At 35.1% G+C, this 26,337-nt stretch carries 27 protein-coding genes; 19 read left to right on the forward strand and 8 right to left on the reverse strand.

The features are described from left to right. Positions 1 to 230: 230 nt before the first annotated feature. Both ACMT7R_RS04855 and ACMT7R_RS04860 read left to right on the forward strand, forming a co-directional pair. Positions 231 to 1,745, forward strand: a complete 1,515-nt coding sequence (locus tag ACMT7R_RS04855; RefSeq protein ID WP_415310367.1) for a hypothetical protein — start codon at positions 231 to 233, stop codon at positions 1,743 to 1,745. Between the two features lie 253 nt (positions 1,746 to 1,998). After that, positions 1,999 to 2,229, forward strand: a complete 231-nt coding sequence (locus tag ACMT7R_RS04860) for a tetratricopeptide repeat protein (protein ID WP_415310368.1) — start codon at positions 1,999 to 2,001, stop codon at positions 2,227 to 2,229. Between the two features lie 199 nt (positions 2,230 to 2,428). Here the strand turns inward: ACMT7R_RS04860 and ACMT7R_RS04865 are convergent, their stop codons facing one another. Both ACMT7R_RS04865 and ACMT7R_RS04870 read right to left on the reverse strand, forming a co-directional pair. Beyond that, the gene (locus tag ACMT7R_RS04865) at positions 2,429 to 2,839 is read right to left on the reverse strand and encodes a hypothetical protein (RefSeq protein WP_415310369.1); all 411 of its coding nucleotides are present in this window, start codon (positions 2,837 to 2,839) and stop codon (positions 2,429 to 2,431) included. A gap of 373 nt (positions 2,840 to 3,212) precedes the next feature. Then, positions 3,213 to 3,530, reverse strand: coding sequence for a hypothetical protein (locus tag ACMT7R_RS04870; RefSeq protein ID WP_415310370.1), 318 nt, complete (start codon positions 3,528 to 3,530; stop codon positions 3,213 to 3,215). Positions 3,531 to 3,955: 425 nt separating this feature from the next. Between ACMT7R_RS04870 and ACMT7R_RS04875 the strand changes: the two genes are divergently transcribed. Together ACMT7R_RS04875 and ACMT7R_RS04880 are read left to right on the forward strand one after the other, a co-directional pair. Continuing rightward, a complete protein-coding gene (locus ACMT7R_RS04875; RefSeq protein ID WP_415310371.1) occupies positions 3,956 to 5,029 on the forward strand; it encodes a hypothetical protein in 1,074 nt (357 codons plus the stop codon). A 228-nt stretch (positions 5,030 to 5,257) separates the two neighbouring features. Beyond that, on the forward strand, positions 5,258 to 6,178 hold the full coding sequence (locus ACMT7R_RS04880; protein ID WP_415310372.1) for a hypothetical protein: 921 nt from the start codon (positions 5,258 to 5,260) through the stop codon (positions 6,176 to 6,178). Positions 6,179 to 6,959: 781 nt separating this feature from the next. On the opposite strand, the gene ACMT7R_RS04885 is transcribed toward ACMT7R_RS04880, so the two are convergent. Together ACMT7R_RS04885 and mpgS are read right to left on the reverse strand one after the other, a co-directional pair. Beyond that, positions 6,960 to 7,565 carry a hypothetical protein gene (locus tag ACMT7R_RS04885; RefSeq protein WP_415310373.1) on the reverse strand — a complete coding sequence of 202 codons (606 nt, stop codon included), beginning with the start codon at positions 7,563 to 7,565 and terminating at the stop codon, positions 6,960 to 6,962. A 359-nt stretch (positions 7,566 to 7,924) separates the two neighbouring features. Further along, positions 7,925 to 9,127 (reverse strand): mannosyl-3-phosphoglycerate synthase, encoded by a 1,203-nt coding sequence (mpgS, locus tag ACMT7R_RS04890; protein WP_415310374.1) that lies wholly within the window; start codon positions 9,125 to 9,127, stop codon positions 7,925 to 7,927. A 92-nt stretch (positions 9,128 to 9,219) separates the two neighbouring features. Between mpgS and ACMT7R_RS04895 the strand changes: the two genes are divergently transcribed. The 3 genes from ACMT7R_RS04895 (at position 9,220) to asnB (ending at position 11,667) form a co-directional block, all read left to right on the forward strand. After that, positions 9,220 to 9,591 (forward strand): HAD family hydrolase, encoded by a 372-nt coding sequence (locus tag ACMT7R_RS04895; protein ID WP_415310375.1) that lies wholly within the window; start codon positions 9,220 to 9,222, stop codon positions 9,589 to 9,591. Positions 9,592 to 9,619: 28 nt separating this feature from the next. Further along, the gene (locus ACMT7R_RS04900) at positions 9,620 to 9,877 is read left to right on the forward strand and encodes an HAD hydrolase family protein (protein ID WP_415310376.1); all 258 of its coding nucleotides are present in this window, start codon (positions 9,620 to 9,622) and stop codon (positions 9,875 to 9,877) included. Between the two features lie 86 nt (positions 9,878 to 9,963). Beyond that, positions 9,964 to 11,667, forward strand: coding sequence for an asparagine synthase (glutamine-hydrolyzing) (asnB, locus tag ACMT7R_RS04905; RefSeq protein WP_415310377.1), 1,704 nt, complete (start codon positions 9,964 to 9,966; stop codon positions 11,665 to 11,667). A gap of 219 nt (positions 11,668 to 11,886) precedes the next feature. Here the strand turns inward: asnB and ACMT7R_RS04910 are convergent, their stop codons facing one another. From ACMT7R_RS04910 to ACMT7R_RS04920, 3 genes are all read right to left on the reverse strand, one after another. Further along, positions 11,887 to 12,255, reverse strand: coding sequence for a DnaJ domain-containing protein (locus tag ACMT7R_RS04910; RefSeq protein ID WP_415310378.1), 369 nt, complete (start codon positions 12,253 to 12,255; stop codon positions 11,887 to 11,889). Positions 12,256 to 12,369: 114 nt separating this feature from the next. Beyond that, entirely contained in the window at positions 12,370 to 13,032 is a 663-nt protein-coding gene (locus ACMT7R_RS04915; RefSeq protein ID WP_415310380.1) for a hypothetical protein, read from the reverse strand. A gap of 315 nt (positions 13,033 to 13,347) precedes the next feature. Next, a complete protein-coding gene (locus ACMT7R_RS04920; RefSeq protein WP_415310381.1) occupies positions 13,348 to 14,271 on the reverse strand; it encodes a methyltransferase domain-containing protein in 924 nt (307 codons plus the stop codon). 395 nt (positions 14,272 to 14,666) lie between these two features. On the opposite strand from ACMT7R_RS04920, the gene ACMT7R_RS04925 reads away from it, so the two are divergent. The 9 genes from ACMT7R_RS04925 to ACMT7R_RS04965 all read left to right on the forward strand — a co-directional run bounded on the left by ACMT7R_RS04925 (position 14,667) and on the right by ACMT7R_RS04965 (position 23,397). Then, positions 14,667 to 15,008: a hypothetical protein gene (locus ACMT7R_RS04925; RefSeq protein ID WP_196777345.1), complete on the forward strand. Its 342-nt coding sequence runs from the start codon at positions 14,667 to 14,669 to the stop codon at positions 15,006 to 15,008. A 3-nt stretch (positions 15,009 to 15,011) separates the two neighbouring features. Next, the gene (locus ACMT7R_RS04930; RefSeq protein ID WP_415310382.1) at positions 15,012 to 15,584 is read left to right on the forward strand and encodes a V-type ATP synthase subunit E; all 573 of its coding nucleotides are present in this window, start codon (positions 15,012 to 15,014) and stop codon (positions 15,582 to 15,584) included. Between the two features lie 6 nt (positions 15,585 to 15,590). Next, a complete protein-coding gene (locus ACMT7R_RS04935; RefSeq protein ID WP_415310383.1) occupies positions 15,591 to 16,658 on the forward strand; it encodes a V-type ATPase subunit in 1,068 nt (355 codons plus the stop codon). 7 nt (positions 16,659 to 16,665) lie between these two features. Then, the gene (locus ACMT7R_RS04940; protein WP_415310384.1) at positions 16,666 to 16,998 is read left to right on the forward strand and encodes a V-type ATP synthase subunit F; all 333 of its coding nucleotides are present in this window, start codon (positions 16,666 to 16,668) and stop codon (positions 16,996 to 16,998) included. Between the two features lie 32 nt (positions 16,999 to 17,030). Beyond that, on the forward strand, positions 17,031 to 18,797 hold the full coding sequence (locus tag ACMT7R_RS04945) for a V-type ATP synthase subunit A (RefSeq protein ID WP_415310385.1): 1,767 nt from the start codon (positions 17,031 to 17,033) through the stop codon (positions 18,795 to 18,797). Beyond that, a complete protein-coding gene (locus ACMT7R_RS04950) occupies positions 18,798 to 20,201 on the forward strand; it encodes a V-type ATP synthase subunit B (RefSeq protein WP_415310386.1) in 1,404 nt (467 codons plus the stop codon). A gap of 8 nt (positions 20,202 to 20,209) precedes the next feature. Then, positions 20,210 to 20,875, forward strand: coding sequence for a V-type ATP synthase subunit D (locus tag ACMT7R_RS04955; protein WP_415310388.1), 666 nt, complete (start codon positions 20,210 to 20,212; stop codon positions 20,873 to 20,875). Positions 20,876 to 21,028: 153 nt separating this feature from the next. Next, positions 21,029 to 21,364: a hypothetical protein gene (locus tag ACMT7R_RS04960; RefSeq protein WP_415310389.1), complete on the forward strand. Its 336-nt coding sequence runs from the start codon at positions 21,029 to 21,031 to the stop codon at positions 21,362 to 21,364. Between the two features lie 11 nt (positions 21,365 to 21,375). Then, positions 21,376 to 23,397 (forward strand): V-type ATP synthase subunit I, encoded by a 2,022-nt coding sequence (locus ACMT7R_RS04965; protein ID WP_415310391.1) that lies wholly within the window; start codon positions 21,376 to 21,378, stop codon positions 23,395 to 23,397. A gap of 397 nt (positions 23,398 to 23,794) precedes the next feature. On the opposite strand, the gene ACMT7R_RS04970 is transcribed toward ACMT7R_RS04965, so the two are convergent. Continuing rightward, a complete protein-coding gene (locus tag ACMT7R_RS04970) occupies positions 23,795 to 23,977 on the reverse strand; it encodes a hypothetical protein (RefSeq protein WP_415310392.1) in 183 nt (60 codons plus the stop codon). Positions 23,978 to 24,155: 178 nt separating this feature from the next. Between ACMT7R_RS04970 and ACMT7R_RS04975 the strand changes: the two genes are divergently transcribed. The 3 genes from ACMT7R_RS04975 to ACMT7R_RS04985 all read left to right on the forward strand — a co-directional run bounded on the left by ACMT7R_RS04975 (position 24,156) and on the right by ACMT7R_RS04985 (position 26,173). Beyond that, a complete protein-coding gene (locus tag ACMT7R_RS04975) occupies positions 24,156 to 24,575 on the forward strand; it encodes a PPOX class F420-dependent oxidoreductase (protein WP_415310394.1) in 420 nt (139 codons plus the stop codon). Between the two features lie 791 nt (positions 24,576 to 25,366). Next, entirely contained in the window at positions 25,367 to 25,771 is a 405-nt protein-coding gene (mce, locus tag ACMT7R_RS04980) for a methylmalonyl-CoA epimerase (protein ID WP_415310578.1), read from the forward strand. 72 nt (positions 25,772 to 25,843) lie between these two features. After that, positions 25,844 to 26,173, forward strand: a complete 330-nt coding sequence (locus ACMT7R_RS04985) for a hypothetical protein (protein ID WP_415310395.1) — start codon at positions 25,844 to 25,846, stop codon at positions 26,171 to 26,173. Positions 26,174 to 26,337 lie beyond the last annotated feature (164 nt).

The raw sequence follows: 26,337 nt of genomic DNA on the forward strand, positions 1-26,337 counted from the left end.
ATAGAAATTTTTCAAAAAAATTGATATGTATTGTTTGATATCCAAACAATATTTTGTCCATAGATTTGCGTTGGTATTGACTTAAGATGTGTCAAATCTAGCACTTGATATTCAAATATTGTATCATTCTTCATAAATTTTGTTGAAAATTACATAAAAAGTAACAGAGTTCTACCATAAAAGCAACTTATATATCGTGGATGTGTATTTTCAGTTAGGAGGACAGGTAAATGCCGGTTGGTGATGAGAAGGGGAAACCAGTATTCCCGGGAATCAATAAGACATTTACAGCTGAAATGCAAGACAGAAGCATTCATTTTGGGATTGAATTTTACAATAGACTGAAATTATTTCCTTGGTGGCTTCACTATCATAAAGGAGATACAGTCGAGTCTGAATTACGAAATAATATATTCAATCTTGGCTGTGAATTTGGATTGGAGCAAAAATGGCTTAAAGGAATTCTCCGTCACACAGTTTCTGAATTTTCGAAGAAAGGTTTAGGAAGTGACTATTACGGGTATCACAATATTCAACACGAACTTGAGGCAGCTTACTTCATACTAATTGCAATAAATGGAATTAATAATTCAAAGGTATATAAGATCTCTCAACAGGAAACGATTTATCTATTTGTAGCTGCATTATTCCACGACTATGATCCACTAAAGGAATTTGACAAACCCAATGAAGATAGTGTTGAATACTTCATTAGAAATGATACTAAGATTAGAAAATATATTCGGAATGCAGGTCTAAATTTGGATATCGTGATGGCACTTATCCATAGAACGGCCTATCCTTTTGAAGGAAAAATTGCAGAGTATTCCATGGTTAAGATAAGACATCTTTTAGATAAGGCGAATATCCCACCAAGTAGTAAACTTGAGAGGGATAGATTTCTAGAACTAGGGTGGTTTCTCTCTGTTTCCGAAAGGATAGCTGGTTATGCACTCGGAGATTATGAGCATGCTAAAGACATGGCTAGACGAAATGCACATGCTCTGGGCTGGCATCCATCGGTAATCAACAAGAATTCAGTAAAGTATTTCGAACAAATGATGATGAATGAGAAAGAAATGTTTGAAATGATAATGTCTGTCCTCCCTTCAAATTTGAAGAAGAATTTTTATGAGAATGTCTCAAAATTTAAGGAGGCATGGAATAAAGAACTAGGACTAAGAGATCTGAAAAAAGGTACCAAATTGGTATTTGTAGTTGAAAATCAAAGAGAATTAAAACAAAATACCATACAAGCCTTAATAGATATTCGTAGAAGTGTCCCTTCTTTGATTCAAATACATGAAGATGATTTCAGAAAAACATTGATCGATGATTTAGCTGTTCTGGTTACTTTAAGAATTGATACTCATGTTGGTAAAATTATTGGTTATGCGAAAGGAGGACCATTGGAGCAATACCAATTACGACCAGGAACCATTGATCTTAATTATGGGTTAAAAAATACTGCTTATTTGGAAGGTATGAGTGTAACAGAGGGGTTTTGGGGTGGAACAGCCGGTCACTTCTTGCGAATAAAATTCTTAAACGAAGCAATGAATAGCGGTTATAAATTTGTGACAGGATACGCACATAGAGATGTAATTTTACAACGAAAGAAAAAAATGGAAATGATTGAAATTGTCCACAAATATGATCCTGACAAACTAGACTATTATAGATTAGACCTAAATAATTCGCTTTATCAAAAGATTGTTACCGATGCTTACGATTTAATTTGCTGAAATCTTATTTTAATGATAATCCTTTGATATATTGCTATAATATTTTTGTATTTTTATTTCGTAAATAGGTAAAAATATAAAATTAGTTCAATTTATTTGAATATTTTATTAAGGTTTGGTTTGTTCCATTCAATCAAAGATCATTGACTCTACCTTTACACATAGTTATAAATGGATGATAATAGCAAATAAAGCAGAGCATTGTCAATAACATCCAAAACCTTTAATACTTGTATATCCATTAAATATCTATATGTCAGAAAAGTTTAGGGCACAAAATTATTGGTATGAAAGAGGTGTCGAATACTACATAAAGATGGACTATGGTTCTGCAATAAGGTGTTTTGACAGATCACTTGAGTCTTGCAAAAACAATGGGTATGATGCTTGGTATATGAAAGGAAATTCGTTCTATCAACTTAAAGAATATGATGAGGCTATCCGATGTTTCAATAAGTCAGTAACTTACAATCTATTAAATTAGTTTTTTAGATGAACGGTTTAACAAATGAAGACCAATTTCATATAGTCTCTAAAGGCTAGAATAAAGTAACAATCTTACTTTGTAATTTTTACTTTCATTCTAGCACTGCTATCTTCCATACTAGGACGATTAGAATACTGTGTACTTTCTGGTTAGATCTAACATTATCCTACTTTGTTCACCTAAGCAAATAACCCCATCAGTCATGACTTGCATGTTCGCAAATTACCTTGTCAGCTTTAGATTCTCCCTCTTTTATTGAATTTCTTATCGTATTTGGAGAAAAATCTGCATTCTCATATATATGGGGAAATTCTTCATCACGTGATATGTAAAAAATCTCTCTGATTTCAGCGCCATGATCTAGTCGATATTTCCTATATTTCCTATCAATTTTTCCTAATACTTTTTCATCAAAGCCCAGTTTATCTTTGTTATTCTTCGCCATTTGGTATAAATCCTCTATGAAATCAAGATACCGTGTAATAGTTGCTGTCATCTTTACGTTATTTTCAGTCTTATCTGAGAATTTGATGTCTCTCGCACTATGAAAAACTTCTCCCAGATTTGATGGTAATTTATCAATTTTTTTTGGATAGTTTTCTACCAAAAATATTATCTTATCTAAAATTGGCGATGCATCCAGAACTTCACGTAGAGGAGTGTTGCTAAACAGCCCTCCATTCCATGCGTATACTTCTATCTCAATTTCAAGCCATGGGAAGTTATATAGTGGATAAGCAGAAGTACCGAGGATATGTTTTGGTTTTATTTGTTAGTGTTCTACTGTCAAATGTAAGTGCTCGTGAATTTAACACATTAACTGCTGTCAGGATTAAACGTGTACTATTTGAAGGGTCTGGCTTCAATTTATTGTAATCGACATACTTTTCAAGTGTTCTTATCAAGGGCTTGTGATTGTACAAATGTGTCCAATTCCAAGGGATCATTTTGTCTAGTTCAAATAGATTCTCAGGTTGCATTCATCTGGGTACAAAGAATTTACTATTACCTAGTATCGCAGAACTAATGAAAGAGGAAATCTGATTGCCTTTTGTTTGTTGTTCTCTCCACAGTCCATAGTAATTCGGAAATACGCTATTTTTAGGTAGAGAATATAGCAAATTCTCAAACATGTTATCGAATGAACTCTTTCTATTATGTCCAGTTGTTGGGAAGACCGGTAAAAATCGTTCTGATAGTTCAATCCAAAATTCTTCCAATTTTTTAGTAGCATCATCTATATAGTGGGTTCCTGCAATTATGGCGGCATTTATTCCACCAATTGATGTGTCCGCCACAATATCCAGGTTAATCCGCCATTTTTTTTATGGATTTGAAAACTCCACAGCCAAATGCACCTGACGAACCTCCACCTTGTAGTATCAATACTTTTTCTATACCTTTCCTTTCTCCAATCCCTGAAACCAAATCCTGATATAGTGCGAGCTTATTTCTAAAAAGATTGATTCAAAAAAACATAACCATTTTTCTAATACTGAAAATATTGATACAGTGTCGTACAAAGCTTATCATGCAAGGACCTCACTTACGTTTTGATTCCAGCTGACCTAAAAGTGGCTTCTTTTGTTAAAAATGAAATATTGAACAGAGAGGATCAGAAGAACTCATACCGCCGACTGGGCGAATCATAAATGCTATAAGTATAATTCTCTTCCCCGAGAATTGTCTCGAAATATAAATACATAATAAAATAGGTTTGATTATGCAATATCATAAAAACACTAATCTAGTAATGATAGTCGTGGCTGCTCTGCTATCTACAGTCTTACTGAACATAGGTTCCATGAATCTGACGTTGGCCCAGAATAACGATACTAACTTAAAAGATACTCATGATTTTACTGGATTTCATTCTAATATTGAACAAATAAAAGGCCATGTAGAAATGGCGGCATTTAACAAATTCTTTAACGACCAACTTATGACATTGGGTCACACCCTTCATCCCATTGAAGAGGTGTTGACACTTGTGACTATTCCATTGGCATCATCGGACAGTGAACTAAATAATACTTACTATAGTAATCTATTTCAACTTTCTACTTTAGCTTCTCAAAATAGCACCTTAGATGAATTTGAAAATCATAGCCAATCCTCTTTCGATCTTTCCGACAAGGTCATCGCAACAGTAGTTCCGGCAGATATTTTAAGTTCCACAGAACACAATGTGAGTGTCATTAAAGATTTGTTAACAGTATCTGGAGCTGAATATGCCGAAGGAGTTTCCAATGGTACCATTATGATGGAATTAGAATATCAAGATGGGTCTGCGTTTATTGATCGAGCATACTCTATATTTAATGACACTCAAAATATTTCAAACGACACATACATAATTACTCAAACCCTCTCTGACTTTGCAAATCTTACCGACTCTGTCAATAATTTAAAGGACCCATCTGTAATTGACCAGATCATCACCAAGATTAACAATGAGCTACCACAGGACAACAATTCAAACACGAAGGCTGTTTATTCATCTGAAGATTATATTTCAAACATTAGGGGATTATTAAACGAAGTAGAAACTGCTCTCCAAAACAATGACAAAGTAAAGGCAACAGAATTGGCTACTACCGCATACCTTGATAACTTTGAATTTATAGAGGCACATATTGGAAAGGAATTGTCAGATAGGGGCGAAGACTTGTTGCGAGAGAAATTAAGAGATCAAATCAATGGTAACGCAACTATCGATGAAATCAAACAGAATATAGCAGATATTAATATGGTGCTTGACAAATCGACAACCGTCTTGGGATCGCCCTCCCAATAAATTTATTATTACAATTATAATACCTCATTTTTGACATAGAAAAATATTGAATTGACTTGTCATTCTGATTTATACTCTGTACTAATCAACAAATATGTAATTCTTTAATTGTCACCATATTGGACTTATTGACAAATACCTTTGCATCCTTTTGTTGATGAGGTCTTCATTTTCATGAATTATCTGCTTGTCATTTGTTTATATATACGAAAATTCGATGACCTATTATTGAAATCTTCGAACTTGAATACTTCTGTTATTTTGTTGACCCATTTCATTGCGATCATACTTACCGTGAATATACTCTCACTTGAGCTATCACGCGACGTCTTTGGCAACGTTAACGAATTAAATAATTCAAGTGCTAACTTCGATCATGATAAGATATTCTCCGTAAACATTTTTGCAAACTTAGTTCAAGATAGGATTAATAGCATAATAAATAGCCTACAATTTGCAAGCAAAGACCCAATCATGGGTACATTGCCTTATCTGAGTAATTTAAGCGAAACATACCATGGGATACCAGCTGACCTGGATTATGGTAAGAGACAAGCAATGAATGATATCTTGAAAATTAATCCCGACATAGCTAGTATCTATCTTGTTCTCCCTGACGGAAATATCTACATAGGGGAGCCCTACAGTCATCAAGAACAACTTCCAAGAACTAATTTTGCTGATAGAGAATGGTACACAGGTGTCACAGCCACAAATAGTACATACGTTAGTTCCGTTTTCTTATCCGCTTCTATTAATGCCCCTGCCATAGCGGTAGCTGTGCCAGTGTTTCCGCCCAATCATGGTGACAAATCAATACAAGCTCCGAGGGAAGACCTAATTGGATTTTTGGTAGGAATAGTCAACCTGAAGTCTGTTAAAGAAACAATTGATAAAATCGATTATAAAGATGAACGCTTCCTGGTAATAGATAGAAATGGTTCAAAATTAGTTGATCAAATTGATTCGCCTATGAACACTACTATCGAGATGTTTGATTATTTTGATAAAATGGACTATGAGAGAACTCTATTGGGAGCCACCTCTAACCAAACATTGATCTACGACCAAAATAACACATTAATTTTTTACAGACCAATCTCTTTTGAAGGAGGAGAATTGATAGCACTATTAGTATCAAAAAATTAACATCTATCTGAAATCGAACTGGCAAGTACCTACATCAGAAAGCCCATTTTCTAATGTCTATTGTCGTCATATTCTTTCGGCCCTTATACTAAATGTCATGAAGGAAGTCACGCTGGTTTGAATTCCTTCCCAATTGTAATTTGGCGTTTCAAATCAAAAACAAGATGCTAGATTAGGTCTATCTGGATTTGGAGCCAAGAAACAGATTTGACGAATCTACTATTTTTTTTCATATATTGCTTGCGCCTTTCTTGGGTGATTTTGATCGTGCTAATTGAATGAAGACTAGGGTACAAAATTCATTTTATCATACAAATCGGCATAAATCAATAACCCAGTTTCAATCTTGCTGCATTGATACCTCTATACTTTATCAAATTTTGTCTCCTTAAATCTAAAACTCAAATTTAGATTTTCTATTTTAGTGGACGATAAGAAGATGCCTTATGCTCAATTTCCCTGCAAATAATCATGTATCTTTCTAAATCTTAATAATTGAGTTTATTCTTACTCACAATAAGGCTATTAATACAATTTCATTATCGGAAAAATATACTAGCTATAACTATAAGTGTAATATCTGTAAGTCTCTCTTTGGGTTGACCCTGCCACCCCATTAAGGATGAGCGTGACATGCAGTATCCAGATTAGAATAACACAATTTTTCTCAAATTATCTAAATCAATTTGCCTAATGATATTTTTCATCAGATTGGAAATCCATACCAGAAAAGAGAATCAAAAGTCGGTACAATTTACAAGGTAGAAGTTCTCCAAAAAAGTCATGTATCTTCATAGATTATAGTACTTCTACACTCGCTAGGTTTAACACCAGTTGATGAATTGACGATTTTCTTGATACCATTAACAAAATAGTTATCAATATTTTCTTTAATCTTTATGCTCTCACTGGAATTAATATATGGATTGGGCAGTATTCCGAGTTCTGTGCCCTCAATAGTTGATGTTGCTCCAGAATTATTATTCTGCCACTTTACAGATATTTGTTCTAATAGTGATAGATTAGCTATTCCTCTAATTATTACCTTGTCAACCTGGGTATGATTATCCCCTAGTATCTGTCTATGCGTAACATTGATCTTGTATGTATCTATAATATGATCTACCAGATTACTAGAACCACTGAAAGTTACGGGTATACCAGTTGCAACATGTCCTATGGCGTCTAATTGCATTTTCAAAAGCTCCTTTTCCCTTTCCATTTCTAACAGTTTGTACGCCTCATAAGCTCGATCCAAAAATTCAAAACAATTCCCATCCAAATTTATGTTTACATTTTTCTGAGGGTAATAATTATAAGCTGCAAAGAACAAAAGAATTCCTACAATTATTCCTACAATTATTCCGGGTAATATTAGAGACTGCAAATTTCTCAATGAACATTAACAGAATACTAACATCTCCAATATAACTAAATTCTTGACGAAATAGTGTGATAATAACTGCGATTGTCCAAACTTGGCCTTTTTACTTGTGACTGTCTAGAGACATTAACAAGATAAAAGTAATATCATATCTGAGTCATATATTGCTAAATTTGAATATGCTGATAACAAGGAGTTGTATACAAAAAAATCACGTTAAACCGAACATAGTCAGTTGAATAGAAGAATGGAATTCGTGAGTAGAATTTTCACATAGACAAATAATCTTTTTTCTTTTATTTCTATCGCGTTAAAAAAAACAGGATTAAAATAAAAATAATTTTATCCTTAGAAAAATTGGGTCAAATCTTGTTAAAAGTCTTTGCATTCTTTTTAACAAGTTCGGCAAATTTATCAATTGGAATTGTCTTTATTGGGTCCATTATTACATATTTTTTTGCTTCGACCTTACTCCCTTTATCTCTTCTGTAAAGCGTATCCAATCTAGACAAATGTTCCTTTATTTCTTTTGCCAATTCTAAATTACACACTTTGCTATTGCTGATTGCGAGAAGCGAGGCCTGCAACATTTCTGTTAAGTGATCTTTTCCCTTCTCTTCATGAAAATGCGGGTTTCTTGTTTCTATTTGAAAAATTTCTACACCCTTTTCGACGATATCGGGAGAATCGGCTGGAAGTAAACCACCAAATTTTTCCAAGATATTTATGAATTCATATGGTTCGATAGAATATCCACTTGAATAATTCAAATTCTCTGCCAATGACATGGAAAGTGCATGTTCACCCGAATTCCCTGTCTTTATTATGTCAGTTTCAAAGCCTGTGATATACGATAGAAGCGCGTTGAGATATTTGTTTGTGACTTCGCTAGTTCTACCCCATTTTGGGAATTTCAATATGTTGTTCCTAATTTTTGGTTTGTATAACCAAGAGATTCTTATATTGCTATAAGGAGTAGATGCCATTCCAAATCCAACAGCATAAATTTTGCAATACTCGTTAACAGCTCCTGGAAAATAATTATCACTATCAATAAAACCAACGTACTTTTTGTTGTGCATCTTAGCCATAAGAATTCCAATAATCATTCCTTCTGCCTTTCCATCTCGAATTTGCTTCTTTGAATCCAGAATGGATGTGTAATTCACCTCTTCAAAAATCTTCGCCAAGTCAGGGTCTCCTTGATGGATTAAGATTATTTTCTTATCTGCAAACTGAGAATATTGTTTTATCATTTCAACTTCCATTGAAAATCTATTGACTGGCGAGATCTGACTATTCGACACTATGACTACCATGCATTCATTAGGAATACCACTCAGAACTCCCTCTATTAATCTCAGTCTTTCATTTTTGATTGGTATGACTATAGCCAACTCTCGAAAGATACTTGCAAGTTCATCGTGATCAAAAGCCCGAATGGTTCGATGACCCCCATGAAACTCTGGGGATTTTCCCGAATCTAATTCGTAAATTTTCTGCACAGCATGTAGACTAATAGCTCCTATCCTCTCAGAAAATCTTGGGGGGAAATCAAGCTTCATATCATCATATAATTGCTCTCATAATAATACCTATTCCATAATCTACAAGAAAATCATATTATAGTGGTTTGACACAGATATACTCATGACTCATGATGGCTAATAGACCTAAACTTGTAGTATTTGATATGGACGGTACCTTGATTAATGGAAGGTTAATTGAAGTAATTTCAAGAAAATATAACTTATCAGAGAAGGTTATTGAAATTCAATCTGACCCATCCTTGCCAGGTTACAAAAAAACAGAAATGATTGCATCTTTATTAAAGGGCATTAAGGCAAGTGAAATTATTAAAGCAATAGGTTCAATTCCAATTATGCTTAACGCGGACAAGATTGTTACTTGGTTTAAGAAAAATGGATATGTAACTGGAATAATTACAGATAGTTATACTATAGCAGCTGAAGTGATCGCAAATAAACTAAAGATTGATTTCATCGCTGCTAATGAATTGAAATATTGAGGATGGGGTACTGACCGGCGAGATTAAAATGCCATTGGGTTGGGAGAAAATAAACTGTTCATGCACAATTTCAATATGCAAGAGATATCAACTTAATTACTATTCAAAAAAGTATGGAGTGAGTATTGAGGATACAATAGCCATAGGCGACACAAGAGGCGACATTTGCATGATAAAACAAGCTGGCCTGGGAATTGCATTTATGCCAAAAGATCAAGATATTGTTAAACAGAGTAAGAATATAATAAGGACTCCTGACCTTAACGAAATTATGAATTATATGTAGTATATAAAGTGTAATACTTAAATTTGAGTAATGAGGTTATTATTATATCTTGTTATACAATAGTAATTGTTTAGGAAATTTTTAAAATGTGTGGAATTGTAGGTATTTTGAGTAAGAGAGGCGAAAACGTAGCACCGCTAATTGAAAAAATGTTATCGTGTATGAAAAATCGTGGTCCCGATGGTGTAGGACTTGCTACCGAGGATGAGATAGTATATTCAAATACGTTCAATAAGCTATTCTTTTCACAGACTAGTGCATTTAACGTATTGGCTCATTCACGTCTTGCCATTGTTGGTGGATCGTGCGGATCACAGCCATTTCTAAGTTGTAATAAAAAGCTTGTTTTAGAGCATAATGGAGAGATATATAACTATAGAGAATTAAGGAAGAGTTTAGAAAGCCATCATGAATTTAAGACTTCTACCGACAGTGAGGTTATTATTCATCTATTAGAGGATCATTATGAAAAAACAAATGGAAATTTGCTTGAAGCAGTGAAAAGGACGGTATTTCAGCTGGATGGAATTTATATCCTTGCTATCAAAGAGCAATCAACTGGCAATATAATATTGGTTAGAGATGGGATCGGAGTAAGGCAAATTTATTATGGAGAGGATGACCGATACTTTGCGTTTGGGTCTGAGAAAAAGGCATTGTGGAAGATCAGTTTGGATGGCAAGATTCAGCGATTGCTACCTGGCTACGCTTTATTTATCTCCCAAAGGTCTGAGGAAAATAGTTTTACAACATCTTTGCATCCAGTCACTGTAAATACAAGCAAATCGATACGCTCAAAGTATCCTATTTCCTACAAGGATATCGATTCTGCACTGAATGCATATAATAATGCTTTAATTGCATCAGTCGAAAAAAGAGTACGTGACTTTAGTAGGATAGGGATAGTGTTTTCAGGCGGTATTGATAGTGTTATAGTTGCATACTTGGCAAAGCAGATGGTCCCAGAAGTAATATGTTACACCTCTGGTATTAGGGGATCTAATGACATTACAAATTCAATTGAAATAGCTGAAAAATTAGATCTACGATTGGAGATTAATGAACTTTCGCAGGATGATGTTGAACGAATGATTCCCAATATCATAAATGTTATTGAGGATGATAACATGGGGCAAGTTGAAGTAGCAATCCCAATTTATGCTGCAGTTAAGCTGGCCCGCGAGCAAGGCATAAGAGTTATGTTAACAGGTCAAGGTGCAGATGAAATCTTTGGAGGTTACTCATGGTATTCAAAAATAGTCCAAAAATATGGATATGATAAAATACTCGAATACATGATAAAGGATGTTCAGCTCTTGTACAAAGAAACACTTGAAAGAGAGGACAAGATAACAATGTCTCAGAGTATCGAACTACGGGAACCATTTCTCGATCCTAACTTGATCGATACGGTGTTGAGAATAGATCCAAGATTAAATATACAAAATGATGGGGTTGATGCATTTGATACACTGGGAAAGCGCGTACATAGAAGGTTGGCAGAAAAGATTGGTATCCCCAAGGAGATAGCATATAGAATCAAGGAGGCCGCGCAACATGGATCAGGAATACATAACTTGTTGGATTCTATTGCCAGACAAAACGGTTTTACTGAATCATCTGTAAAGGATAACTACCTGGATAAATTAAATAAAAGGGAGCTTATGGGTAGTTCTCAACGTTATGGACATTTATTTGAAAGCGAAAAAATTTGGAATATCGAGCCTCATATACAGATGTACCTTGAAAAGATAGCTGCAAATATCTTACCATCCATAAGTAAACAATAGATTTTAATCTCCTTCCCCGTGCAAATTTTTAGGTAATAAAGAAACGTATTTAATAATTACAGTGACTATCAATGTTACATTGGAGGTTTTCAAATCTTAATTGCGTTCTAACACATTGGTTGTTTAAAACCATGAATTTTTTCGGATTCAGGTTTTATTACTGTTATTGGGACGTTACGGGTTGATTAAACCAAGGTGATAAAGTGGGCCAAACCGGGCCTACCTGCCCTGAATAAATTTGAAGAATAATATTAGAGTTCTAAAAGTTTTAGTTATTATTGTCTTTGTCAAGACCCAGAGCCTAGATGACGCATCTGGAGTCCGGTAAATGTTTGATGATTTGTATACCCGACTGTATTTTATTGACTTCTTTATTTGTAGAAGGGAATTGTCATATTCTTTTCTTTTATGGGGGTCAGACAAAATTCCATAAGCAGTGTTTATTTTTAGCATCATTTCATTTGCATGGGGACTTTTATTCCTATCTGGATGATACTGTAAAGCGAGCTTTCTATATGCTGAAGTAATTTCTCGGTATGAAGCATCGTTGGATACGCCGAGGATTTCGTAATGATCTAAATTGACCATTTCATACAGACGAGTTGTTATTAATGCTGTACATATTAACCTTGTTATTAAATTGTTGTGAGCTTTTGGAACCCCTGGCTGTAAGGGGTAGGGCGCAAACCAATAAGGGCTATTCTATTTTTTCAATATTTTTTCCAATTCGAAATCTGTGATCTTGTTTTCCTTGTTAACTTTTTTTTCTACTGGTCTTGATTGATAATACTTTTCGTCCCACTTGCCTATTATAATTGACATCGAGTTCATTAAATCAGTGATGCTATCAAAGAACAATTGTTTGTCAAGATTTTGGGTAAAAATAATTTTAAATAATTTAATGAACGGGTGCTCTCTTATTATAGATATTCTTAACGGTAATACTAATCGGTAGATTTCGATATATGTCAATTCTATTTCCCTCGCTCTGTTTTGGCTATTGAGATAGATCTCAATATTCTTGTCAAGTTCAAATGTTGTCCTTATGATCAAACCATCGTCCAAATCGTCTTGGAATTCAAGATAAAACGGAGTACTAAGTCCTGATGAATAAGGGACTTGTGGCAGTATTTCAGCTTGAAATTCAATTCCTTGAATTTTGGTTTCCTTAGTCTTGTCTGTAACTTTAAATCCCCATTGCTTGAGCCAATTTACTATTTCCTCAAATCTGGATCTTTTTATTTCCATTTTTGGCCTTTTGAGGGCTTGTGAATCTTTCGCATTTGCTGTATCAGAAGTAGAAGTAGTAACGACCGGTTTGGCATCACCATACATATCAGACTTGGACTCGACAGATGTGGACATCAGATAATCTAAAAATAAAAGCTATTTAAATAATAATTCAATGGAGAATCGTGGAAGGAGTAGCAATGTCCTAACACCAGAGATAATTTTGGTACCGGGGACTAATGATTCTATAAGCCAAATTAAATAACAAACAAATATTATCATCTTTTAAAGAAAATTTATGGCTGAAGATTTTGGTCATCAATTACAAGACATCCTATTAGTATTACATTCATCAAAGAATTATTCATGAGGTAGTTTATCATGAAAAGTTTGGAGAAAAATTTCTAATAGTCTATTCAAATGTTTATTTGATACCCCATTTGGGATAACTCATTTCTTCACCGCTTTGAACAGAGCATAATCGATTATTCCCCTTTCTGACGCCCTCTTCATTTTGGAGATAGATCGGTATAGTACGATTTCTAAAAAATTAGGATAATGATTCAAAATCATTTTTCTTAAATTAATTCGGTTCGTATTATAGTAATTGGCTAAAGGTTGATATACATTCGAACCTATGTATACAACTTCGTCTATTTTGAAACCATTTTCCTTTATCATTGCCTCAATAAATTCAATTTTATAATGTTGGGATGCCCAAGTTATATTGAGTATGCCTAATTTTCTTAATTCATATAATGGTATTAGATTTCCTGGGGGTTTGTTTACAAGTACTGGGATTGCTATTACAAACATGCCATCATGTTTTAGAATGCGCCATGCTTCTCTAACAAATTCAACAAAAGGGCTAAAATGCTGAGCTGACTCCAGGGCCACAATTCTGTCCATTGTGCCGTTTTTAAGTGCCAAAAACGTAGACGTGGAATTTATATGAAATAGACGATCCTTGATGCTTTCTATCGACTCCAATTTGGATGATGCATTTTCTAAAAACTGATTTTGGTCAGAAATGGCTTTGCCTTCAATTATTTGATTAAGACTTAAATTTATGCAGTAAATTTTGGCAGTTGGGTATGAATGCAACCATGTTAACGCAGGAACCGAATAGCCACTTCCAAGATCCAAAATATTTTTTGCGTTAGAGAAACGACCTAATTCTCCCAAAAGTTTGGTAAGCTTAATTTGAGCATCAAATGGATTGCTAACTCCCTTATCCCAATATCCAAAATTAAGAAGTTTCCCTCCTGTGGTAATATTCATCAAATCGGAAAATGTATCATATATATTAACTACATCAGTGGGATTGTGTCTCAGACTAGACAATAGAGCAAGTTTGATAAACTTACGCAACACTAGTTAACATAATCGATCCTGCCCAATAAATTAATTAATAAACATGATTATACGCTCCGACTCTTCGCAATGATTTTAGTTGATCAGTAAGTAACTTTATAAGATCATGTAACTTGAAATTCAAATAAAATTTGAATTGTTGTGCCTTCTGCCAATTAAGGTTACATTTTTGTAAATGATAATTACGGTTCAATCTGTATTACAAAATTTCGTTCCCAGCATTATGGTAACATATTTTCTACGAAATTCAACTTAGATCATCAAATGAAAAAAGGATATTATGTTGGGCTTTTTACCAAAAAAATCCAAAATAACCGGATTAGTTGAGGAATGGTGCGATATCGAGTTAATTTTAAAAAACCTATTAATATGCCACCAGAGGTTTTTAATTATTAATGAAACAATCTCGTTATTCAAAATTGTTTATGATACCTGTAGCAGCAGGCGCAGCATTGTTGGCTTTTACGCTATTAACCCCCGAGGCATTTGCACAAGAGAATGAAGGAGGAGACGCTGGACTAAACAAATCATTACTAGCAGTGGCAGCCGCAATTGCAATTGCAGGTGGTCTAATCGGTACTGGTAATGCACAACAAGGAATTGGTGCTGCTGGTATGGGTATTATAGCTGAAAAGCCAGAAAAATTTGGTCAAGTCTTATTTTTCTTCGTCATCCCTGAAACTCTTTGGATCATTGGATTCGTGCTCGGTATTATCCTATTGTTGGGTATACTGTAATAGATGCAAAATCAAATGTCTGCCCTCAACACATTTGATGAAGAAATACAGGATAGAAAAAAGAAAGAACTTTCTATCCTAAACTCTTTGTTGGATGACAAGAAAGCAAAGATAGAAGCCATACAAGCTGAAAAACTTAAGGATATCAAGGATAAATATGCAAGTGAAGCGGAAAACAAATCACAGAGAGAATATTCTAGAATCACAGAAAGTGCTAGATTAGAATCAAAAAAAATCTTGTTTGACGTGATTAATGCGAATATGGATTCGGCCTTTGATTCTATAAAGCATGAGTTAAAGGCGTTTACCAAAAAGTCTGAATATACGAAAATATTGGAGCGAATGGTTTTATTCGCCAAACGAGAACTTGGTGATGATGTCACTGTTCGTTGCCGGGAAAGTGATAACCAAATGATTAAAGATCTAAAAGCTAACGTAGGTACCCATATTGGCACCATTGGAGGTATAATTGCTATCGACAAGACTGGTACGCGTGAATTAGATCTTACATTTGAGGAACTACTTGAGAATCACGAAGATGAAATTAAGAATTTCTTGTACGAAAAAATGGTTTAAAGTTACATGACCACTTCATCTTATTCATCTTCATTTGGTAGATTGCAAGCCATTTCGATTAATTTTCTATCAAAGGAATTTATTGATTCTCTAGTCAAAGCCGAGGATGTTGGAGAAGTATCGAGACTATTAGAATCCACATGGTATGGCCCTGAAATCGATAGGGCAGCAGCAATGTACTCTCCTCCTGAGCTTTTAGAAGTTGCAATCAACAGACATCTTGTAGAAGTTAACAAGATTGCCTTGGAGGCCACTCCATTTAGCGGAAAACAAGCAATAAGGGCATATTTTTCAAAGTGGGATATCCATAATATCGAACTCATCCTATCATCAAAGGTTATAGGAAGGACTATTACTGAGACGGAGCCATTTCTGGTATCTAGTCGCAATTTCCCTGCAGGTATTACAGCAGGAAACATTCCTCATGATGAAATGAAAATAATATTATCTCAACCAACAGTGGAAGGTGTGGTTAATCAATTAGTGAAATACAAATATGGTCCAATACTTATTCAAAATCTCGACACATACCAAAAGACTTCTGATATTAGTCCTATGATGACTGAACTCTTGTCTTTCTATTACACTAATTTGCTGGAAAGTATAAAATTTTTCCAAGGCGACGAAGGAATAGCCAGGGATCTTTTTAGGACACAGATCGATAAGAAAAACATATTGACCCTATTAAAAGGGAAGGATTCAAAACTTGAACGTGACTTGGTAAAAAAGCATTTAATCGAAGAAGGCAAAATCCCAATTGAAAAATTGTTGGAAATCTTTTCAGCAAATTCAGTTGAAGACTTTGTTACTAGAATCGAGGAGTTTATCAAATTTGGGGATCTTCTGGATAATTATGTAAAATCTCAAAATTTGGTAGATTTTGAAGTCGCCATTGACAAATACATTAACCGTTATTATGTGAAAAAATTAAAAAATATTGCCCTCTCAATTGGTCCTATATTTTATTTCATTATAACCGCTGAATTTGAGTGGGATAATATTAAGCGAATTGCATATGGTAAACGATATAACTTGACACCAGAGCGTATAAGCTCTATGTTAGTATTGGAGTAAACGAACAATGTCAAGTAAAAAGACTGAGAACATAAAATCAATTGCAGTAATCGGGGAAAGAGAAATTGTGATGGGTTATAGATTGTTGGGGGTTGAGGATACATTTGTTGTCAACGATAAAAATGAAGCCGTAAAAAAGATGGAGGAATTGTTTGCCTCTCACAAATACAATTTGGTAATCGCAAGTCAGTTCGTACAAGACTCTCTTTCACAAACTACTAAATCTAAAATTGAAGCTTCGATTGATCCATTAGTTCTGTTTATGCCATCGCTAGAGGGTGCGATTCATGAGGAGTCAATAGCAGCATTAGCGAAACGTGTACTAGGGATAAAGTATTAAAATGGGATCATAAGGGTGAAAGATAAGGTAAGATGTCAAATTCAATAGTTTCACGTATTTCTGGCTCAGTAGTGGTGGCTACTGATGTAGAAGATGCAGAAATGTATCATGTAGTACGTATTGGAGAATTAGGATTATTAGGAGAAATTATTAGACTGGAAGGAGACAAGGCAACAATTCAGGTTTATGAAGATACTACTGGTATCAGACCTGGCGAAAAAATTATCAATACTAAGAGACCATTGTCAATACAATTAGGCCCAGGATTACTCACTTCCATTTATGACGGAATTCAGAGGCCATTAGATGTATTGCGAGAAAAAAGTGGTGATTTTATAGGCAGAGGAGTCACAATCCCTGCATTAGATCAGCATAAGAAATGGGATTTTGTCCCGTTAAAAAATAAAAATGATGAAGTTCGTGAAGGAGAAATTATAGGTGAAGTTCAAGAAACACCATTAATTAACCACAAAATCATGGTTCCATTTGGTGTTAACGGTAAATTAACTGATATCTCGGAGGGTAAATATACTGTAAATGAAAATGTTGCCGAAATTAAGACAAGTACAGGCAAATCGGCAGTTGGATTATCAAACTGGTGGATGGTAAGAAGTCCAAGACCAGTATCTAAGAAATTACCTCCAATTTCCCCGTTACTTACAGGTCAAAGAGTTCTTGATACGTTCTTCCCTGTTGCAAAAGGGGGAACGGCGGCAATTCCAGGTCCCTTTGGCAGTGGGAAAACTGTGACCCAACAACAACTTGCGAAATGGGCAGATAGTCATGTTATCGTATACATTGGCTGTGGAGAGCGAGGCAATGAAATGACTGAAATTCTCACAACCTTTCCAGAACTTGAAGATCCTAAATCTAAAAGACCGTTAATGGAGAGAACAATATTGGTGGCGAATACTTCTAATATGCCAGTCGCCGCTCGCGAAGCCAGTATTTATACTGGAATCACCATGGGAGAATATTATAGAGATATGGGATATGATGTCGCTTTGATGGCTGATAGTACATCGAGATGGGCTGAAGCCTTAAGAGAGATTTCTGGACGTCTGGAAGAAATGCCCGGTGAAGAAGGCTATCCAGCCTACTTGGGTAGAAGACTTGCTGAATTTTATGAGAGAGGTGGTAAAGCAATAGTAACTTCACCAGAACAGAGGGTAGGTTCTTTGACTCTAGTAGGAGCGGTTTCACCGCCTGGAGGAGACTTTTCTGAACCAGTATCTCAAAATACACTGAGAGTTACTCGTGTTTTCTGGGGTTTGGATGCAAATCTCGCCTCGCGTAGACACTTTCCTTCAATCAACTGGCTTACAAGTTATTCTCTGTATGCTGATGATATGGATGATTGGTATAAAAATAATATTTCACCTCAGTGGACCGCATTAAGAAAAGAAGCATTGGAAATTTTGCAAAGAGAAGCTGAATTACAGGAAATCGTTCAACTCATAGGATACGATGCACTTCCTGAACCAGAAAAAGGAATCTTAGATACAGCACGTTCAATTCGTGAAGACTATTTGCAACAAAGTGCCTACGACGACGTTGATACTTATACCTCTATTAAGAAGCAATACTTGATGTTAGAAACCATTCTAGAATTTGGGAGACTAGAAGCTGATGCTATCAAGAAAGGAGTTCAATCAATCCGAATTGGAACATTACCCACTAGGAAAGAACTGTCTATGATAAAGTGGACTAAGGAAGAGGAAGTCGGTCCCAAAGTCGAGGAAATCAAAACTAATATGAATCAACAGTTCAAAGAATTAATCATGGAGGTTACACGCTAAATGTCCAAGATTGCCTATAAGAATCTCTCAAAAATTGCTGGCCCGCTTATATTCATAGAAGGGGTTAAAGATGCCGCATATGGAGAAATGGTCGAAATAAAACTAACAAATGGAGAGCGAAGAAAAGGTCAAGTTTTAGATACACGGGAGGGATTAGCAGTTGTACAGGTATTTGGCCAAACATATGGTTTAGGCACAGATAATACATCCACAAAATTTGTTGGAGAAACAGCAATGATTTCCGTATCTGATGAAATGCTTGGTAGGACCTTTGACGGTTTGGGTAACCCAAGAGATAACGGTCCTAAAATAATTTCTAAAGAAAGGTACGACCTCGTTGGTTCTGGTATTAATCCATATTCTAGGGAAGAACCATCCGAATTTATTCAAACAGGAATGTCCAATATCGATGGAATGAATACTTTGGTGAGGGGCCAAAAGTTACCCATATTTTCTGGGGCTGGGCTGCCTCACAACTTATTGGCATCTCAAATAGCAAGACAGGCAAAAGTACTCGCTTCATCTGAATCTTTTTCTGTAGTTTTTGGGGCAATAGGAATAACTAGTGAGGAAGCCAACTTTTTTGTAAAACAGTTTGAAGAAAGCGGTGCTTTGGGACGTAGTGTTTTGTTTTTGAATTTGTCATCCGATCCATCTATGGAGCGTATTCTGACTCCTAGGCTTGCATTAACAACAGCAGAATTTTTAGCGTATGAAAGAGAAATGCATGTCCTTGTTATTCTAACTGACATGACAAACTACTGTGAAGCCTTAAGAGAAATTTCAGCTGCTAGAGAAGAGGTTCCTGGAAGAAGAGGTTATCCTGGATATATGTATACGGACCTTGCCTCAATTTATGAACGAGCAGGTAAAATTAAGGGTAGGAAGGGTTCTGTTACTCAAATTCCAATTCTCGCTATGCCAGCTGACGATATCACACATCCAATACCCGATTTGACGGGTTATATTACTGAGGGCCAAATTGTTATGAGCAGAGAGCTTCACCGACTCAATATCCAACCCCCTGTAGACGTGTTGACAAGTTTGTCGAGGTTAATGAATCAGGGCATCGGAAGCGGTAGAACAAGGGAAGATCATCGCAATCTCGCAGATCAGTTGTATGCAGCGTATGCGCAAGGTAAGGATGCAAGGGCATTAGCAGCCATAGTTGGAGAAGAGGCTCTAAGTGAAATCGATAGAAAATTCTTAAGCATTGCAAATAACTTTGAAAGAAAATTCGTAAACCAGGGCGTGGATGAAAATAGATCTATAGAACAAACATTGGGGATAGGTTGGGAATTACTATCTGACTTACCTGAATCTGAAATGAAAAGAATCAAGCCTGAATTTATTGCGAAATATAGAAAGAAATCTCTTGAAGTTGAATCGGATAACGAGGAATAAGAAAGAATATGCCCTCATCATCTGATATAAGACCAACCCGATTGGAATATATTCGAACCAAGAGAAGGATAGTGATCGCCAAAAAGGGACTCAAATTACTAAAATTGAAACGTCAGGCCCTGATCCTTGAATTCTTTAATACAAGTAAAACCGCAGCTGCTATGCGGGAGAATTTACAAAAGGAACTAATAAAAGGATATGAAGCAATTAGAATGGCCGAAATTTTAGCCGGATCAATCAGGCTTGAGAATGAATCCATGAAGCTACCTATGATGGGTAAATTGAATGTGAAATCCAAAAGCATCATGGGCGTCCATATACCACGACTAGAAGGTGGGCAAAACAAAGTTTATGAAGAATATTTGCTAGAACTACCAACATCTATAAACGAGGCAATAAGTTCATTCAATAAGATTCATAAAATTGTATTAGAGGTTGCCGAAAAAGAAACAGCACTGCGAAAGTTATTGTATGAAATAGAGAGGACTAAACGAAAGTCCAATGCTATAGAGAACGTTTTCATTCCTAGATTAATGAATGCCGTAAAATTCATTACTTTTCGTTTAGATGAGATTGAACGTGACACTTTTATAATGTTGAAGACAGTAAAAAGAAAGATGGGTGAAAGAGAAATGCAAGAATTGAGGGAGGTTGAACCTGAAATTAATGTTTAACGGCATGAATGACAAGAATTATGGAGAAGGATTCTCAAATGATAATCAAAGAAAATTTCACAAAATAACTCGTATGATTAAAATTGGAAACATAGTTGCTACTGTGATTTTATTGGTGTTTATTATCAATTATTTGTTGGGTGTTAACTAACTATGGATCAGTCTTCAGATCAAGAACATTATATCAAATCTTTAGTACAGATTAAAGAGATAGAAGAAAGAGTTCAAAAGGAAATAGATGAGCGTAAAATGCAAGTGCATTCTGAAATAAAATCACTAGAAGAGGGGTTAACTGATTCTATAAAAGCGGCTGAAGCTGATGGACGAAAACTAGTGGAATCAAGTATTCAGAGTGCCCGTGAAAAAGCTGAATTGGAAGCAAAAAAAATTATAAGCGAAGCGGAAAACAAGTCTAAAACAATATCGTTCAAATTTGATCCATCGATGGTAAAGGAAATATTTGAAATTATTTTTTCTGATACAAAATAGGGGATAAGATCTTGACATTACTAAGGCCAGAATCCATGTCCAAGATAGCTGTTCTTGGGCTAAAGAAATACCGTCAACAGATCGTATCTGTTTTGCAGGAAATGAGTGTAGTACAAATAGAACCAATCTCAAAGGAAATATCTTCCTATTTGAGTAATGAAAAGGAAAGCGAATCTCATAGACATATTGCAGATCAATTGATAAGAATTCGCGGAATATTGAGTGTCCTACCGCCTACTCAGTTAAAAGAAAAAGTAAAATTCAGCTCTATAAAGGAGTTAAATGATGTATTGAGGAAATTAGACATCGATAACCGAGTCTCAGCTTTGGAGAGACAGAAAGAGAGCATTCTTACTGAAATAAGGAATACTGAAAACAATATGAAACTAATTACCGAGTTTTCTTTCTTCCCTGAAGATCTCAATATTCTGCATCTGAAATCCGCAAGATCCTTCTTTGGACGTGTATCAACTGAAAAGTATCCAGAATTTAAGAAAAAACTCGAATCAAATAACCAGGATATTATTCTGTATTCTAAGGAAGGTGAAAAAGTAACACAATTCGTGTTAGTAGTTTTGCCACATTATCCTTCCAATGCCTTGGCTTCAATCATAAACCTCTATGGAGTTCATATGGAAGCTGTACCAAATTTAAAGGGTAAACCTGACAAAGTTATTGAGGATTTAACCAATTCTCTTTCACAGTTACGAAAGAATTTAAGCGAAATTGATGCTGATTTGTTGGATATATCAAATAAGAATTATTCTTTGCTTAAGGGTTTGGAAGAGCAGTTAGACATAGAAAACAAGAGGCTCGAGGTAATTGATAATCTGGGTGTGACGCGTGATACATTCACGCTAGAAGGGTGGATTCCAAAATCAATGATTGAAGAAACAAAAGCTGCAATTCAAAATCATAGTGAAGGAACACTTTTGTTTGTTCTTGATACAAATGAAGTACCGCCTACGTTGCAGAAGAATCCCAAGAAACTAAGAGTGTATGAATCTTTTATAAGATTCTATTCTCTACCATCGGGCAATGAATTTGACCCTACTTTGGTTTTTGCTCTAGTTTTTCCTGTATTTTATGGTATGATGTTCGCTGATTTCGGTTATGCGGTAGTTATTTTGCTTGTATCAAGATGGGTTATTTGGAGAATTGAAGGAGGTCATAAGAACTTCACAATCATGCCCAAGCCGCTTAGAAATTTTGGTAAGACTATTTTACAACCTGTTCAGATGGTCAAGATAGCAAAGGCCATCACACCTGGTTGCATTGTAGCGATCGTATTAGGTTTTTGTTTTAATCTATACTTTGGATTCCATCTCAACGAATATCTATTTGGATTCTTAAATAGTATTGGAAATCTCCACTTGCCTGAGGATGGTACAATATTTGATCCATTATCACAATGGGGCCTTCGAAAATTATTGCTGATTAGCGGATATATCGGATTAGGAATGGTATCGTTTGGATTTATCCTTGGTATAATAAATGACCATAGTCACGGAAATAAGAGACACGCTATAGGAAAAATCGGATGGCTACTCTTTGGTTGGGGTGTTGTCTTCATAGGTCTTGCATTAATTGGTCAAGAAAACATTAATCCAATGGCCAGTATTACAGGGGCTATCTACTTTGCTTTGATTTTCGGAGGGATTGGACTAATGTTTTATGGAGAAGGAACCAGAGCCATGATGGAATTACCTTCAATCATCAGTCACATCCTTTCATTTACTAGGCTTATAGGAATTATGATGGCTTCGATCATTTTGGCGGACGTGATCGATCATGTATTCCTCAGGGTGCTTGATAACGGGATAATTTTTGCATTATTAGGGTTCGTAATCCTCATCGTTGGACACATGTTTAATATCATCTTAGGTGTCTTCGAGCCCGGAATTCAGGGGGCGAGGTTGTTATATGTCGAATTCTTCTCCAAATTCTATCACGGTAATGGAAAACCCTTCAAACCTTTTGGATTTAGGCGCCGATATACTCACCTCCAATACGCGAAACCGAGTCAGGATTAGCCAAACATTTTTTTAAATCAAAATTTTTTTTCTCATTAGTTTTACCAGCTTCAAATCAATATTTTCGATAAGTTTTAATTAGTTATGGGGATTTTTTTAATCATGGAAGGTATTCTAAAATTGAAATGTTCCAGTTGTGGAACTATGTTTATGTCAGAGACTCAACAATCAAAATGTCCTACTTGTGCAGAGCAAAGTAGCAACATGGGATCAAGCGGACATGGTGGTTGTGGTTGTGGCCATAGCCATTAACTTTTTTTATAATAAAGTGTAAATCGTTTTAACTTATACTAGAACAGAGTTCAATAAATCATAAGAATATGAACATAGACAGAGAATCTAACTCCTATATATAATCAAATCAAAAAAATATTTTATTAGTCTCAAACCGAACGGGCTATTTACCTATGTTATTAACGACGTTGCTTGACACATTATTTAGTATCTTGTTTATTTCAATCTGAGCTGTATCTGTAATATTTCTAACAACTGGTATCTCTTTTACTTTATCGGCACCTTTCATTATTGCTGAGAAGAAGTTTGTCCAGCCTATGCCCAATACTACCAGGGCAATAATCACTATTAATATTAGAGTTATTAGAATTCCCAATTATCTTAATTTCACATTTTGAACTTAAAAGGTTTATGAAAAATGTTTCTAAAATAATTATCAGATAATGGTATTTCTCAATAAATTTACACATGTTAATTTTTCAATTTAGTATAGGATTATAAACAATTAATGAACAAGATCCGGAATGCTTGATGAAAGGGTAATTACGCTCTTGGAAGGAAGAAATTTCGCCTCTCTTGCAACTATCATGCCTAATGGTGCTCCTCATGTAACACATGTTTGGGTAGACTATGATCAAGAACATAATATTATCATCAATAGTGTCATGGGCCGACTTAAGGAGCGAAACACTCGGGCGGACAAAAGAGTAGCACTCTCTATTATTAGCACCAAAAACCCATACGAAACAGCTTCTATAATGGGATTAGTGACAGAAAAGGTAGTGAATGGAGCAGAGGATCACTTTAATAAACTTGCAAAAAAATACCTGAACTTAGACAAATATCCGATTACGAACTTAAATGAACAACGCGTAATTCTAAAAATTAAACCAGAGAAAATATATTACAAGTCGATCCCACTCACAGGATACGTTTCTTCGTAATTCGTTATTTTCCCTAAAAATAGGGTAGCGACTGATATATATCTCATAACATTAGCATTTTCAACAGCCAACTATAGCAATTGACAGTATGCCCGGAGGCATGCTATATACTCGCTCAAGTCACATGAAAATTTAGGAGATTCATCTGTGTTGTTCGAAGTGGCATATCAATTTTTTTAGTAGGAATACTCTCCTTGATACAACCCTACGATATGTAGATTTAGAAGTAGGATTTGTTTTGCATCAACCATCAGATACATTGGTGGTCTGGTAATTCAAAGTTTATTTTATTTGAGTAACAAATCATGTAAATATATGATGGCTGTTTTAGTATGACTGATTTTAAAATAGAAATTTGTCATAACGATTCGTCGAAAATCTTCTAATTCTGACGTTTTTTCTATATGCTTAATCATAAAACTCAAATTTCATAGAGAGACATAATTAGTTGCACATTCTTAGTACTGTCGGGCGATAGAGTTTATGATACATCTAATTTATCTTGGAAGAACAGTCTAGTTATTAGGTTCGAATCCAGATTAATTAACTCCACATAGCAGAGTGTGTTAACTTATAAAAATAGCAAATTAAGGAGAATTAAACACTTGAATGGCAATCGCAGTGTTTTTGATGTACTATGTAATCGGCCACTTTAAGGATAAAATTGCAATCTCTTATTGCGCAAATAATTTGACAGATGTTGTCAATTTTTCAGTATAGAGACCCAGGTGCTGACAATAATTAGTGAATCCGATTCTAAAATATATATTCCTTCTATCGCTAATGCTATTATGCGAATTGATCATATAGCTATAGCCGTAAACGATGCAAATTTAGCATTGGAAAATTACAAAAAAATATTACGGGTTGATAAAATTGATTTTGAGGAAGTTCCGACGGAAAAAGTAAAGGTTGTTATGTTAAATTTGGAGGATACTAGATTGGAACTCCTTGAACCAATGGATGATTCAAGTCCAATTAGCAAATTTCTTAGAGATAGGGGTGAGGGTATACATCATATAGCTATAACTGCAGATGAAATAGAATCTGATGTGAAGAATGCTTTAGGGAAAGGCATGAGATTCCTAGGGGATATACGCACAGGCTCTTATGGCCGAAAAATCACTTTTATTCACCCCAAATCTCTTAACGGTGTTTTAGTCGAATTCTGTCAAGCTCCTCCGGAATCGCAATAGGTTCGGCATCTATAGTATAATTTACAGTTGACTTCAACTAAGATTATATTTATAGAAAATTTATAATAATTGATGGAACTTAGAGAAAATGTTTACAAGATTAAGAGCTTAAGTGATAACGGAGTTGCGGTAACTCTAAATTTGATCGAGGATATTGAGTTAGAACCTGTATCACAGCAACAGATGATGTTAGAGGCTATTAATCGAGCTATACCTGACAAAGAAATGAAGGAGCAATTGCAACCTATTATGGAGGCCATGTTAAGAGCTCAACCACAAACGATTATACAATCTTACCCCCAAACAAACATTACGATTACCATGCCCAAACGTAATTACGAGAACTATGGAAAGCCGCAAGTGGGAGAATCATTAGTTATTAATATTATAAAGAAAAACTGACATTTTGATTTTATTTCGTTAGGGTAAGAATACTGTAAATTACCGATATATTCATCATTGATATGATCTACTCATTTGATAAAGTCACGTGAATACCTAGCCAACTCTCTTGAACTGTCGTCATTGTAAGGGATGGATTCTTGAAGAACTATTCCCAAATAGAT

Source organism: Candidatus Nitrosocosmicus sp. FF01 (genome assembly GCF_047711275.1).
Lineage (GTDB): Archaea > Thermoproteota > Nitrososphaeria > Nitrososphaerales > Nitrososphaeraceae > Nitrosocosmicus.